Here is a 14,765-nt window from a genome sequence, read left to right as displayed (position 1 = left end):
ATACCATATCCACACGGCCCTCACTCGTATGATATTCCGCTTTTACATAGAAGCCTACCAGTTTACACACGATATATAGTACATTCTGATAATGTAATTCCAATTCGCATGCTAGTTCATAAGGAATATCCGAAAAGAAACTTTGCAGACGGCGGAAAAAAGATTCGTAATCACCAGCACGTACCTCACGAACAAATTTTTGGATTTCAAAGGGAGATTCCACTTTATTGACGTTCGCATAATAAGGAAGCAGAAAACGGATAAATCCTTCCTCCACTTCACGATTAGGAAAACCTAAACGGTAAATACCAAATTCTTCATCATATCCCTTAATGGTGAGATATCCGCTCTGATAAATCACCGGAATAGGATTGGTAGATTCAGAATCCATACTGTTCAGTACCTGTTCATCGGTTTCTTCATGGGCCATCCGATGAAGGTCGTAATGGTGTTTCTTCAGCAATTCCACCAAATAAGTGGGAGTACCTGTTTCAAACCAGTAGCTTTTAAACTCATTCCTATCAAAAGCTAAAAGCAGACTGAAAGGATTGTACATTCCTTTGGAATTGTGCGTGAAATGATAGCCATCATACATTTCTTTCAACCTGGCACATATCTCTTCATACGTCACTCCCTGCACATTGGCAAATTCATGAAGTTCGGCATCCAGATTATCGTATAGCTCCTGTTCGCTCACACCACAAATATCTATATACTTATTCCACATTGAAATGTCATTCAGGTTATTCAAATCACTGAACACACTGACTTTACCGAACTTGGTAACTCCCGTCAACAAAGCAAACTTGATACACCCATCCTGACTTTTCAATGCGCCGTAGAAGGCTTTCAATGTATTGCGGAAACTCTTTTGCAAAACATCATCACCAATAGCCTGTAACATCGGCTTATCATACTCATCCACTAGGATCACCACACTTTGCCCCTCTTGCTGACAGGCACGCCTAATAATCCCCTCAAAACGCATCGCTAAAGATTTATCCGAGGGCTCTTCGCCATATATCTTCTCCCATTCCACCAACGCCCCATTCAGTTTATTCTCCAAACTTTCCGGAGTATCGTATTTTTCCGTATTAAGATCAAGATGTAATATAGGATATTTTACCCAATCTTTTTCCAGCTTCTCCATAGCCAGCCCTTCAAAGAGTTCCTGCTTTCCTTGAAAGTAAGCTTCAAGCGTAGAAATAAGCAGACTTTTGCCAAAACGGCGCGGCCGACTTAAGATATAGTAACTCCCGGTTTTCACCAATTGATAAATCAATGCCGTTTTATCAATATAAAAATAGCCACCTCTACGGAGTTTCTCAAAATTCTGTATACCAATAGGGTAAATCTTGCCACCCATATTTCAATCTGTTTAAGTTCACATCGTACAAATATACATATTATCTCAATATAAAAAACCAAATGTCCAAAGAGGAATCACATTCCGCATCCCGTACTCAATATCATCTTTCACGATATACGCATTCTCCACATCATGCACCTGCTTCTGCGATTTATTCTTCCCACCTACTTCAAAGGTATAACCACCTATTGTAAAATCAGAGACCTCTGATGTAGTTACCGGACGTACAACTCACAAAGTAGAAAGAAATTAAAAATGAACGATAAGAAGAAATGCCTAAGGCGATGCTTCCGCATCGCTGCACACGAATATAAGGATTTTTATTACAATAACAAGCGATAAACAATATTTCTTAAATGAAAAGCCGTGCTCCACTCAACATAAAGTGACACATTTTACCTAATAGATTAGTGACTGAAGCATTTTTTTATCACAGCAGTATCGCAATAAATATAGCTTCTCTGAGAATTTATAATAATGACTAGGCTTTCGATTATTCTCATTAATAATATAATTCATAGTTTGAAGATTGTTCTTCTCTAAAACTCTTCTTTCTTTTGCTGACACTGGATAACTTACTATCGGCAGACAGTTTTTCCATTTTGTGAAAAATATTCGTGCATTAGTCAGCCATTCATTATCTAGCTTTGAATTACTAATGTGCTCTATTAGAATATCATATACACATAATGATTTCAGTCCCAGCATATAAACCTGCAATGAGATATCAAGATCATAAAAATGAAATCCTTTGTAATTTATTTCATCAAATCTTATTTTATCAAAAACAGATTTCCTCATGCAAAAAAAACATCCATCCACTGCTACCACTTCTATGGCATTCGCATCTGCAATGGGTTTAAAGCAAGTATTATAAGTAATGGTTGGATCAGCTCTATTAGTGTCAATAGAATACTGGCAAATTGCATCCTTTCCTGCATCTGTACTTCCAGGTCCCCACCAAATACCCGGTATTTGACTAATAAAACGTGGTCCAGAAATTCCAATAAGCCCTACTTTCAAATCTCTGAAATGATTTATCAGAAGCTTTCCCCAATCACTAGTGTAATGTAAAATATCTTCATGCATAAAACATAGAAGTGGATATTGGCTCCTTTTGACCCCTTCGTTATAAGCACTAAATATATCATATTGACTTTTACTGTTATCAATACATATAATCTCATGAACAACCCCAACCGTATTCTCAATATTATCCTTCAATTTCTTAGAGATGGATTGAAACCTACTGCATATTATAATAGAAATCATATTTATTCAAATCAATTTTATATATTAAGATACTTTTATACGAATATCTCTAATTCATAAAAAAATAGTTCACAAAACTAAGGATAAAATCCTGTAAGGACAAACTTAGATTTAAAAAAATAAAAAACTCCAGACTTCCAAAGCTAACAGATAAATATAGAATGTAGATCATCCATCCTTAACTCTTCGAATTCAATTCTTCAGGAAAGAAAATCCTAACATATCACAATTATTTATCAAAACGTCTTAGTAAAAGTTTTTTTTGCTTATTTTTGTAAGATACAATACAATTCTAACAGTTTGGCAAGGACTATTGTATAACTTACAGTTATGATAGCTTTGAGAAACATATTAGTATAATTTATTTTATATATTCTATAAATTATGAAATGTTATATTTGTTTGACAGACTCTATTGTCAACAGAAAAGATTACTTTAACATGTTAAAGGTAACCTTAATTAGTGCTCGTAAAAACACATCTCTTCGATTAATTTGCCTATATGATGGTAAAATTGGCGATCCTGTTTACAACTTACTAAAAGATTTTAAAGTTGAGATCATCATCCATGAATTACCATATAAAAAGGAACTAATGGAAATATATTCTCACGAATGGATGGAAACAGAACTAGGAAAAGATATAGAATATAGTCGAATATTCGGCACATTCATGAGAATGGAGATTCCTATAATAGAAAAAGAAGACGAATATGTATTATACACCGATATGGACATAATCTTTAATGATGATATATTACTGAAAGATCTACCTCATCCTGCTTATTTAGCTGCTGCTCCCGAATTTGAACGCGATACAAAAAGAATGAGTTATTTCAATGCTGGAATATTAGTCATGAACATCCAAGGAATGAGAATCAAATATCAGCAATTTGTAGAGATGATGAAAAAAAGGCAAAGATCTACTTCAGGACTTTTTGATCAAGGGTACTTAAACGAGCTGTGTTTCAAGGACATGGAAATTTTACCTATTGAATATAACTGGAAACCGTACTGGGGAATTAATGGGAATGCTAAGCTTATCCATTTTCATGGAATGAAACCATGCAGCAACCTCGAAGAAGCAGGATTTGACACCAGAGAATCATTCTTTCGGACTATATTTGACAATAACAGTCAAGGCTATGCAGGGTATATATACTATTTTATTCTCTTTTTTAATTACCTAGGTCAAAAACAAGACCAATGGTTATGCTATCATTTACAATACATCCTTGACCTATATAAAAAACCTTTAATAGCCCTTGCACAAAAAACAGACTATAAACCAAAATACAGAAAATACAAACGTCTATACTCAATATTCGTAAGTATCTCTATACTATTAGCAATTCTACTACTTACTGCTTTATTTTTAGTATAATCAATATAAATAACACTCTCAAATGGACAAAACCGAAGGTCTAAAATTAAAACAATAAACATGAGAATTGGTATATTATATGTTTGCACTGGAAAAAACTTGCAAAGATACAGAGTAAGAACTATAGAAAAAACGGGGTTCACCGAATGCTTACTACCCATTTGCAAGACACTCATGACCAGAAATAAATAGAATTTACTTTTAAAAAGCTCCTGCTACCGGTAATTCACAGAAAATAAAAACACCTCAAACAAATAATATAAAATAAATCTTTATATATTTGCCAATAATATGAATCAAAGCAATAAATAAAATGAGAATTGGTATATTATATATCTGTACTGGCAAATATGACATTTTTTGGAAAGACTTTTATCTAAGCGCAGAACGTTATTTTATGCAAGACCAATCTTTCATTATCGAGTATTATGTATTTACTGATAGTCCTAAACTATATGACGAAGAAAACAACAAACATATTCACCGGATCAAACAAAAGAATTTAGGATGGCCTGACAACACATTAAAACGTTTCCATATATTCCTTCGTATCAAGGAACAGTTAGAGCGAGAAACCGACTATCTATTTTTCTTCAATGCCAATCTCTTATTCACCAGTCCTATTGGCAAAGAAATTCTACCACCATCAGATAGTAACGGATTACTAGGAACTATGCACCCTGGATTCTACAATAAACCGAACTCCGAATTTACATACGAGCGAAGAGATGCTTCTACTGCCTATATCCCAGAGGGAGAAGGTCGATATTATTACGCTGGAGGGCTTTCAGGTGGATGTACAAAGGCCTACTTGAAACTCTGCACAACAATTTGCTCATGGGTTGACAGAGATGCCACAAACCATATAATACCAATTTGGCACGACGAATCTCTAATCAATAAATACTTTTTAGATAATCCACCAGCTATTACATTGTCCCCTGCATATCTATACCCAGAAGGTTGGCTCCTTCCTTTTGAACCAATAATCCTCATTCGAGACAAAAATAAACCCCAATATGGCGGGCATGAATTATTGCGAAGAAAAAACTCTTTATGGGAAAGGATTAAGCTAATCTGCCAAAAATTTAAATCGGCTGATTAGTTATCCAATTTTTCTCTATTATAAAAATACAGAATTATGGAAAACTCCTTTCCACTGATATTCAACTTTATCATCACAAAGAATCACTATTTTATCTGCACTATCTCTCAATAAAGCACCATACTTTCCCAAAGTACCTTTACTTGTTATCTGATGTTTGCAATAAGCTATCAAAAACAAATCCATATACCCCTTATCTGAACCATTTATATCCACCACCTTGTAATTCTCATTTGCAAATTCAAGATAGGGAATAAGTTCTGATGCCACCCATTCCGGCTCATCTGAGAAAAAGTAAAAAAAAGGCATAACAGTCTCTTTTTCCATATAATCAACAGCCCTTTTAAAATAGCTCAAAGAAGCAGGCTTCCCATACGCTCGAACTTCAACACTTAAATCACCCCGTCGAACATGCACTGCTACAGGATTGATATTCTGTTTTATTTCTGACATTAACATTTTGCTACCCTCATCAAATATTTCAGATGAGATTCTATAAGTAGACATAAATGCGGGTACCCAAATATTTATCGGCAAATGATAATATCCACCTAAATAAATAGGGGGATTTTTTTCCAAAAATGAAAAATCATCTATCCATTCCGATGTATTATTCCCAACATAATAAAAATGTCTCTTATAATAGGAGATTTCGAACTCTGTTGCAATTGTCAGCCCCAAATAAGGAAACACTTTCAACAAATCAAAATTGCGGGCAAATTTATAATCCATGTCACTTCCCCATTCCTTATAAAAGGATAGATCATACACAACCTTACATCCACGCTTTCTAAAAAATTCTCCCAACAAATATTGGAGCATTTGAGAACAAATACCACCATCCATCAACACTACAACCTTAGGAGTAACTAAGCGAGCCTTCAACATTCTTTTATAACAACTTCTTTGCCACCTTCTAATAATACTCATTTCTTTATATCTTATTTTACCAACTATACTGCAACAGATTCAAATCCTCCAACCAGCTAGATTATAAGCGATAAACAATATATGCTTCATTTCTCAACGCCTTAATTTATCTGAGCACATTACAGTTTATGGCGCATATTATAATATCTAAGTTTCAAATCTCCCCAGAAACCTGATACTCTATAAGCATTCACAATCTTACGTTCTCTTTTTGACAAGTTGTTTATTAAACAAGGATAGGATTCCATTTCATTAACAAGCCGTTTCATTTCCTTCCTAATATCAGCAAAACGTTTCCAATAAATTCTTCTAAAGGCATTTTCAAGATGGAAATGAGCAAGTGCTTCCTTCATCTCTTCCCTCAACCCTTTTTTATCAATATAATTTTCAATCCATATTGTATAATTCACAAAGTCTCCATACTTTTTATCATCAAAAGTTGCTGGATGTGACATTGACGTATTGGTAAAATTATAGTCAATAATTATATAATCAACTGAAACGACTTTTTGTAAGTATAACAATAATTGTGTGGAAAGAACGACATCTTCACCAAATGATATATCTGGCCTTTCTATTTCATTCTGATATAATGATCGAAGATGAAATTTTGACCATACACACCAATAAGCCTTTTTTAAAAGAATATTTTTCAAAAACTCCACGCCTGACAACTCTACAAAATCAAAAAAAGTTGATTTATGAAACTCTCCATCATAGCAAAACATAAAAGGGGCCACTACCATATCCGCTTGCGTTTCCTCTGCTTTAGCAACCAGCCTAGTTATTGCATCCTCATGCATAATATCATCACTATCTAAATATTGGATATATTTGCCAGTAGCAATATCTATACCCGATTTACGCGCCTGCACTAATCCTTCGTTTTGTTTATTAAATACAACAATCCGGGGATCTTCAGCCGCATACGTCTTTATTATATCTAAACTATCATCTGTACTTCCATCATTCACTACAACAATTTCAAGATTAGTATACGTTTGATTAATAACACTCTGCAACGTTTTAGTTATCGAATTGTGCGCATTATAAACAGGAATAATAACCGAAACTAAAGGGTATTCTTTTTCCATTATATCATTTTTTAATTCTTTTTCTTGGCAAAGTGAGTCCAATAATAAATTGGCCAAAAATAAGTTATCTTACGTAATCGTTTATAATATTTAGAAGACAATTCTTTTCTTGACAAAAAACGCCATCTACTCAACTTGTTCCTCATATCTTTAATTTCAACAGGATACGACTGATGATTAGGATCCGTCATAAACCCTTGAAAATGATTAAAGCAATTTTCCACAATCACATTGACGGCATCAAACCAATCTCTACCTTCAAACAACCGCCGCTCCTTTGCAAACTCCAATCTTGAATATTCAGCCAAGAAATAATGATAACGTTTTATAGGATTGATTGTATGGCAAATACTATCACCTCTCTGTATATAATGATAATAAGCAGCATCAATCCAAACTATTTTATCGCAAATACTTATCCAGCGATAAATAGTCGCATGATCCTCAAAAAACATACCTACAGGAAAGCGATAAGAATCAAAAAAAATCTTATCAAAAAGTTTAGTACAAGCTGAACTACTTACTCTCTCAAAAATAATATCTCGCTGAACATCTTGACTAGTACGTACATACACATTAGCTGTATTAGGATACATTTGTTCTATACGGCCATCTTCATACTCAAAGCAAAAGTTGCAATATACCATATAAACTTTGTTCTGTACCATGACTGACAACATGTTTTCATACATTGTCGGTTCAATATAATCATCGCTATCTATAAACCCAATATATGGAGCAGTCGCTATTTCAATTCCTGCATTACGAGCTATAGATAAACCTGCCTCATCAAGATGCAACACTTTTACTCTAGAATCAATATTAGCATATTCATCACAAATAGAAGGGGAATCATCGGTCGACAAATTATCCACTAATATGATTTCTATATCTTTCAACGTCTGATTACGTACAGACTCTATACAACGTCGCAAATACGGAGCTGTATTATGAACAGGGATGATAACGCTTACCGAGTATTGAGATTCCATATTTGAATATTCATGTTCTACTTGCAAAAATAAGGAATAATATCCATAGGAAGTATCTAAAAAGAGATTGTTTACAAATAGAGCAGAATTTCACGCTTGCAATTAATCATTATTAACAATACGTATATATAACTGAAAAGCCAAAAGAAAAAATTCTATGGGGTATTTTGCATTCAGCAACTTGCTAGTATAGTTTTCCATCACAAAAGTTTGCAAATACAATATTTAAACAAACTGAATGTGTATATTTGCAAAACCTAATTGATAGCAATAAAAATGAAAAAATTAGCAATTATTATACCAGCTTATAAACCACGTTTTTTGCAAGAAACACTTGATTCTATCGCTAAACAAAACAATCACGAATTTACCGTATATATTGGTGATGATGCAAGTCCCTACCCATTAGAGACCATAGTAGATCGTTACAAGAACAAGTTTGACATTATATATCATCGTTTTGAACAAAACATGGGCAAAAAAGACCTACCCGGTCATTGGGAACGATGTATATTATTGTCAGCAGAAGAACTTATATGGCTTTTTTCAGATGACGACTTAATGCCCTTTGACGGAGTAGCACGTATAATTCGAGCCTCACAAAAACATTCTGAAGGAAAATATATATTCCGTTTTCCTTTAGAAGTCGTTGACGAGTATGGTAAACTAAAGTATAAAAACCCTCCTTTTAAAACCGATTTAACTTCTGGATATGAATTCCTATTAGATAAATTATCTGGGAAAATTAGTTCTGCCGCCTGTGAGTATGTATTTAGCCGAACAGTATGGGAGCAAACGGGAGGATTTATTAAATTCCCTTTGGCTTGGTGCACCGATGATGCAACATGGGCTAAATTTGCAGAATTTACAGGAGGAATCATATCTTTACCAGGCAATCCTGTCAGCTGGAGAAATGCTGAAGGAGAGAATATATCAAACTCCACTCATTTCAATAAAGAAAAGATTAGAGCAACAATACTTTTCATGGAATGGATTAGTATAAACTACCATTCCCATCTTCACGAAAGAAAATTCAAAAAAGCAATCAAACGTTATATATATAAATTCCTACAGCATTCGCTAAAAAACGACTTTAGCTTACACGACCTTTTACTTTTATGCAACGCTCTAAGAAAACTCACACTAAATGTATCTTTGCTAGTTTTAGTTCATCATGTTGGGAAGAAAATAAAAAGGCAATTAACTCGCAATAAATAAATTGCCTTATATTTTTGAATTTAAGGAATACCCTTGCTAACAATATCCTTTAAGAATTTTACTATAATAACTGTAAACGGCCATACTCTTCAATTACTTCAATAGAGATGACAAGCTAACACAATAATTATCGATAGAAAACTGCTGTGCTTTTTTCAAAGACATTTTTTTTAACGAATTGAGCAACTCTCGATCATTTGCTAAGATCATAATATTCTTTATAAAATCATCGGGAGAAGAACAGAAACATGCATTAGTCTCATCGCAATAGTCCCGTATAGATCCAACATCACTAACCACCATCGCCAATCCTGTTGCCATTGAAGTACAAATTACATTACTTCCAATAGTATCCTTCATCACATTTAATGAAATATCAGAATCATTCATATAATGCTTTAATTCCGCCTCCGGAACATACCCCACCAATGTTGCATTCTTTAAACCTGAAAACAAATAATCAATATTCTCCCGCCCTTTGCATATATAAAAATGAATTTGCGGAAGTCTTGAAACAATATAAGCAATCTGTTCAAAGTCACGTGCCAAAGCACCCATTACTATTACCTTGACATCACCACCTCTGTTATAAAGATTTGCAGAAGGAGTATAATAATTATTATCGACATAATGAAAGGAAGTATAAACATTCTCTATTCCTAAATCATTGAGATAGCATGTCAAACTACTTCCCAATGTTACAATTTCTGTAACAAATCGCGAACTCTTCTTTATTTGTGCTTTCGAATATCGCCTTTCCAATTTTTCAGGAACAAGATGCACCATAGCATATATAGGTGCTTTAGGACATATAAAGCGTATTATTTTTGCAAACAATATTTGATATGAATCTCTATGTAAATATTCAGTAAGAACAAACTTATCTCCTGATTTATATGTCATTGCTAATTTAAGTGCCGTAAAAAGCACAGAGATTTTCTTCCCCTTTTTTCCCTTATCCAAAAAACGCCTACCCATATTGAAAGTATACATTTTATACAATTCAGGATTTCTTTTTTGAATATATTCATAAAGATACCTCATTCCTGTATGATTACCAGATGTTGAAGGCCAATCATAACAAATAATATATATCATATTATTAAAATTTAAATTAAAGAACAATAGTCTTAAACAATAGAGGAATTGCAGAATTTACATCAGTCCCATTATTTAGACAAACACAATATTCTGAACAAAGGTAATGAAAATAATCCAAAGTTTTATTCTAATGAAATTATTCTTTCTATATATAGGGCAAGCTCGGGATAAGAAATCAATAAAAAACGAAATAACTTTCATCATTACAAATATTAAAGTAACTTTGTAATCACCTAATATTATTTTGTTATTAATGATTGAAGAAAAGTATGTGCTTAATAACTCTCTCAATGCCTATTTATAATGTAGAAAAGTACATTGAACGTGCCTTATTATCTGCATTAAACCAAACCTATCAAAACTTAGAGATTTTGATAGTAGACGATTTAGGGCATGATAACAGCATGGATATAGTCTACCAACTTAAAAGCACACATCCTAGAGGTAACTGCATCCGTATAATTACACATAAAAAAAATCTTGGTTTGGGAGGAACAAGAAACACAGCAATTGAATCTGCTCAAGGGAAATATCTATACTTTATGGATAGCGACGATGCTATTGTTCCTGATTGCATTGAAACTTTATATAATATTATTTCACACGAGAAAGTAGACTTTGTAGCAGCCGGAATCAATCAAATTGATGAGAATGAAAATTCACTCAAAATTACTAACTATCCTAATATTACACGAAAAGGTAAATTATGTATGGCTCAATACTTTTATGAAGAAAAAAATGAGATATGGGTAACTACATGGAATAAATTATATAATCTTTCTTTTTTAAAAGAATTTCATATTCATTTTTTGGAACACGTGTACCACGAAGACATAGTAATGCATGCCATGCTCGCTCTAAATACCAGATCATTTAGCCTAACCAACCGGACAACTTATCTTTATAATTGCAAGAGAGAAGACTCTATTACAAATATAGAACAAGGCTACACCTTGAAGCATCTAAATGATCTTACCATAGTTTTTAGTGAGATCAGGAGATTGATGCAAGCAGACAACAACCTTAGCAAACATCTTCAAAAAGAAATAAACTTATATTATTTATTTGAAATTTATCATCGATACCTACCAGCGATGTACTCAAATATTAAAAGGGTTGATTTAATAAAAGGATTAGCAAGGCTCTCTCAAAACTGTATCCCTCCTATTTTGGAAACCCGACTAACATTCAAATCTATAAAACGTTTTTTATTCCTAAAACTTCCTTTTAGCATCCAGTATCTAATTAAAAGTCATAAATACAAAAAGGACAAAACTTAGGCGGAAAAACTATCAACAAATAATATACTATAAGAAGGTTCATAGAAAATATTATTTTCATTTACAAAATTTACAGTCTTATACTTCTTAAAAACATGGAAAAGCATCTCTTCATTCTTAGTCATTTACAAGAGAAGTATCATCATAATGATATTTTGTATGTAAGAGGATGAATATAGTCTTTTGGAAAGAAGATTTATACAAAGCCAATAGTTATAATGAAGAGATGACTTACTAGAGCCGCAAAGACAACGAACTTGCATGTAGACTTATTAATTCCAGAACAAAAAAAAGAATCATAAAATTTGATGTAGCTATCCTGAAAAAGCCTTTAACGCTTGTTACAACCAAATAAAATGTATACATTTGTAGAATTTTAGTGCAAGCCCCCTTAACTATTTAACTAACTTAGTAATAATTATATGAATAAACCCATGGCGAGCAACATAAGTACATCGCTAATTATATCCACCTATAATAGAAGCGACGCATTAGAATTATGCGTTAAAAGCGTGCTACGTCAATCTCTCCTTCCTGATGAAATTATCATTGCCGATGATGGTTCTAAAGAAGATACAGGAGAGCTAATTCATCAATTGGCTGCTTCTTCCGAAGTCCCCATTATTCATGTTTGGCATGAGGATCTAGGCTTCAGACTGGCTTCCATCCGTAACAAAGCTATTGCGAAAGCATCTAAAGAATATATTATACAAATTGACGGGGATATCGTCTTACACAAAGATTTCGTCAAAGATCATGTACATTTTGCTAAAAAAGGCAGTTTCGTAACCGGTAGCCGTGTATTAATCCGGGAAGGTTTAACCAAAAAGATGCTGGCAGAAAGGAACTGCATTATCTCTATTCACGACAAAGGTACTAAAAACACAATCAACGGAGTACATTTGCCTTGGCTAAGCCCACTACTTCAGCATTATCGCCAATGGGATATTTCATATTCCAGAGGATGCAATATGGCTTTCTGGAAAGAGGATTTATTAAAAGTCAATGGGTACAATGAAGCTATTACCGGATGGGGAAGCGAAGATCATGAATTAGTGTGCCGCCTCATCAATAACGGTGTACGCAAGCGTACCATCAAATTTGCGGGAATTGTGTTCCATCTTTATCATGAGCTACATGGAACGGATAATTTGAGCAACAACCGCAGTATTTTGAACGAAACGAAAGTCAGGAAGCTAACCTGGTGCGATAAAGGAATCATACAAAACTAATATGGAAAAGAATTTGAACTTTTTAGATCGAAACGAATTTAACTACAGTCCATCAAAAGAAGTAGTAGAGGCTTTAAAAAACTTCGATATAAATAAACTTTGTTTTTATACCCGCATTTATGATGAAGGAAAGAAAAGTATATTATCTGTTTTCTTATCCGAACTTTACGATATAGATGAAACACAAGTCTTATTAGGATACGGCGGAGAAGATATTCTGAAGCAAGCTGTACACTACTTCCTGACTCAAGAAGATGGAAATAAAACGATGTTGATTCCCAAGTTCTCATGGTGGTATTATAAATCAATTGCAGATGAGGTGAATGGCCATACTTTGCAATATCCTCTCTACGAAGACGGAAATACTTTTAAATATGACTTTGAGACGCTAAAAGATATGATTCAGAAAGAGAATCCGAAGATTCTTTTACTAGCTTCTCCCAATAACCCTACCGGCAATGGTTTAACTCCAAAAGAATTGGATGAACTGCTCGCAGAAGTGCCCAGCCCAACAGTGGTACTGATAGATGAAGCATACGCTTCTTTTGTTTCAACTGATACCAGTTATATCAAAAAGCTGGTTAATAAATATCCGAATTTGATTATTTCCCGTACTTTATCCAAGTTTTATGGATTGCCCGGTTTACGTATGGGATTCGGATTCATGAGTAAGGAGCTGGAAAAATTCAGCAGATACAGCAATAAATATCTGGGATATAACCGGATATCCGAAGATATCGCCATTGCGGCTCTTAAATCGGACGCACACTATCGAAACATCGCCAAACTGATGAACGAAGACCGTGAGCGTTACGAAAAGGAAATCGGCGTGTTACCCGGATTCAAAGTATATGAATCGGTTGCCAATTTTATTTTAATCAAATACCCGATAGAACTGAAAGAGGCTTTACAAAAGGCTTTTGCTGAACAGAGTTATAAAGTGAAGTTTATGAATGAACCGGATATCAATACTCATTTGCGTATCACATTGGGACGCCCAGAGCAGAACCGGATCGTTATAGATACAATCAAAGAAATAGCATCCAAATGAAAGCAGTAATATTAGCCGCAGGAATAGCTTCACGCTTACGCCCGCTGACCGATACGACGCCCAAATGTCTTCTCAAAATAGGAGAACGATGCCTTTTGGAAAGAGCTTTTGATGCTCTGATACAAAACGGATTTGATGAGTTCATCATTGTCACCGGGTATCGCCAGCAGCAAATCGTTGATTTCCTACAGGCACATTATCCAACCCAAGATATTACTTTCATCTATAATGACAGGTATGAATCAACCAACAATATCTATTCATTATGGCTCACCCGTTCCTATACGGATGGGCAGGAGATTTTGTTATTAGACAGCGACATTGTATTTGATCCGCAGATTGTAGAGAAACTGCTTCATTCGGATAAGGACGACATATTGGCACTGAATCGTCATGAGCTCGGAGCAGAAGAAATAAAAGTCATCGTGGACGATGCACAAAAGGTCGTTGAAATCAGCAAAGTCTGCTCGATATCCTATGCTATCGGAGAATCTATCGGCATTGAAAAGATGTCAGCTGAATATACCAAAGCGCTATTCCGGGAACTGGAAATTATGATTACTGCCGAAGGACTGGATAATATATTCTACGAACGGGCTTTTGAGAGACTGATTCCGCAAGGATATAGTTTTTACGTTATGGACACCACCGAGTTCTTCTCGGCCGAGCTGGACACAGTAGAAGACTTTCAACAGGCACAGAAGCTGATTCCAGCCAGTCTTTATTAATTAAAATCAG

Annotated in this window: 13 protein-coding genes and 1 pseudogene; 7 read left to right on the top strand and 7 right to left on the bottom strand. The window is 34.3% G+C overall.

What is annotated here, in order from left to right:
- The 3 genes and pseudogenes from AB5217_RS22780 to AB5217_RS22770 form a co-directional block, all read right to left on the bottom strand.
- On the bottom strand, positions 1 to 1,366 hold a 1,366-nt coding region (locus AB5217_RS22780), incomplete at its 3' end, for an ATP-binding protein (RefSeq protein ID WP_368117386.1).
- Between the two features lie 45 nt (positions 1,367 to 1,411).
- Positions 1,412 to 1,600 (bottom strand): annotated as a pseudogene (locus AB5217_RS22775) (ATP-binding protein); the annotation flags it as partial.
- Between the two features lie 168 nt (positions 1,601 to 1,768).
- The gene (locus AB5217_RS22770) at positions 1,769 to 2,641 is read right to left on the bottom strand and encodes a glycosyltransferase (protein ID WP_032854558.1); all 873 of its coding nucleotides are present in this window, start codon (positions 2,639 to 2,641) and stop codon (positions 1,769 to 1,771) included.
- A gap of 384 nt (positions 2,642 to 3,025) precedes the next feature.
- Here AB5217_RS22770 and AB5217_RS22765 point away from each other — a divergent pair, with 384 nt between their 5' ends.
- Both AB5217_RS22765 and AB5217_RS22760 read left to right on the top strand, forming a co-directional pair.
- Positions 3,026 to 4,024 (top strand): glycosyltransferase, encoded by a 999-nt coding sequence (locus tag AB5217_RS22765; protein ID WP_004322484.1) that lies wholly within the window; start codon positions 3,026 to 3,028, stop codon positions 4,022 to 4,024.
- Between the two features lie 313 nt (positions 4,025 to 4,337).
- Positions 4,338 to 5,129, top strand: a complete 792-nt coding sequence (locus tag AB5217_RS22760; protein ID WP_004298285.1) for a family 6 glucosyltransferase — start codon at positions 4,338 to 4,340, stop codon at positions 5,127 to 5,129.
- Between the two features lie 18 nt (positions 5,130 to 5,147).
- Here the strand turns inward: AB5217_RS22760 and AB5217_RS22755 are convergent, their stop codons facing one another.
- From AB5217_RS22755 to AB5217_RS22745, 3 genes are all read right to left on the bottom strand, one after another.
- The gene (locus AB5217_RS22755; protein WP_004322485.1) at positions 5,148 to 6,059 is read right to left on the bottom strand and encodes an alpha-1,2-fucosyltransferase; all 912 of its coding nucleotides are present in this window, start codon (positions 6,057 to 6,059) and stop codon (positions 5,148 to 5,150) included.
- A 119-nt stretch (positions 6,060 to 6,178) separates the two neighbouring features.
- A complete protein-coding gene (locus AB5217_RS22750) occupies positions 6,179 to 7,153 on the bottom strand; it encodes a glycosyltransferase family 2 protein (protein WP_004308033.1) in 975 nt (324 codons plus the stop codon).
- Positions 7,154 to 7,164: 11 nt separating this feature from the next.
- The gene (locus AB5217_RS22745) at positions 7,165 to 8,145 is read right to left on the bottom strand and encodes a glycosyltransferase family 2 protein (protein ID WP_004298288.1); all 981 of its coding nucleotides are present in this window, start codon (positions 8,143 to 8,145) and stop codon (positions 7,165 to 7,167) included.
- Between the two features lie 276 nt (positions 8,146 to 8,421).
- Here AB5217_RS22745 and AB5217_RS22740 point away from each other — a divergent pair, with 276 nt between their 5' ends.
- Entirely contained in the window at positions 8,422 to 9,363 is a 942-nt protein-coding gene (locus AB5217_RS22740) for a glycosyltransferase family 2 protein (RefSeq protein WP_004298289.1), read from the top strand.
- Positions 9,364 to 9,456: 93 nt separating this feature from the next.
- Here AB5217_RS22740 and AB5217_RS22735 read toward each other — a convergent pair whose 3' ends face one another.
- Positions 9,457 to 10,461: a glycosyltransferase gene (locus AB5217_RS22735; RefSeq protein ID WP_032854548.1), complete on the bottom strand. Its 1,005-nt coding sequence runs from the start codon at positions 10,459 to 10,461 to the stop codon at positions 9,457 to 9,459.
- 293 nt (positions 10,462 to 10,754) lie between these two features.
- Between AB5217_RS22735 and AB5217_RS22730 the strand changes: the two genes are divergently transcribed.
- The 4 genes from AB5217_RS22730 (at position 10,755) to AB5217_RS22715 (ending at position 14,755) form a co-directional block, all read left to right on the top strand.
- Entirely contained in the window at positions 10,755 to 11,744 is a 990-nt protein-coding gene (locus AB5217_RS22730) for a glycosyltransferase family 2 protein (protein ID WP_004298291.1), read from the top strand.
- Between the two features lie 422 nt (positions 11,745 to 12,166).
- A complete protein-coding gene (locus tag AB5217_RS22725; protein ID WP_004308029.1) occupies positions 12,167 to 12,976 on the top strand; it encodes a glycosyltransferase family 2 protein in 810 nt (269 codons plus the stop codon).
- A 1-nt stretch (position 12,977) separates the two neighbouring features.
- Positions 12,978 to 14,027 (top strand): pyridoxal phosphate-dependent aminotransferase, encoded by a 1,050-nt coding sequence (locus AB5217_RS22720; protein ID WP_032842862.1) that lies wholly within the window; start codon positions 12,978 to 12,980, stop codon positions 14,025 to 14,027.
- On the top strand, positions 14,024 to 14,755 hold the full coding sequence (locus AB5217_RS22715; protein ID WP_032842861.1) for an NTP transferase domain-containing protein: 732 nt from the start codon (positions 14,024 to 14,026) through the stop codon (positions 14,753 to 14,755). The genes AB5217_RS22720 and AB5217_RS22715 overlap by 4 nt, the downstream gene beginning before the upstream one ends.
- Positions 14,756 to 14,765 lie beyond the last annotated feature (10 nt).

The sequence above is a fragment of the Bacteroides sp. MSSM.1001136sp1_RTP21357st2_D2_RTP21359_211015 genome, from assembly GCF_040913205.1.
GTDB lineage: Bacteria > Bacteroidota > Bacteroidia > Bacteroidales > Bacteroidaceae > Bacteroides > Bacteroides ovatus.
This window is presented reverse-complemented; position numbering and strand designations above follow the sequence as displayed.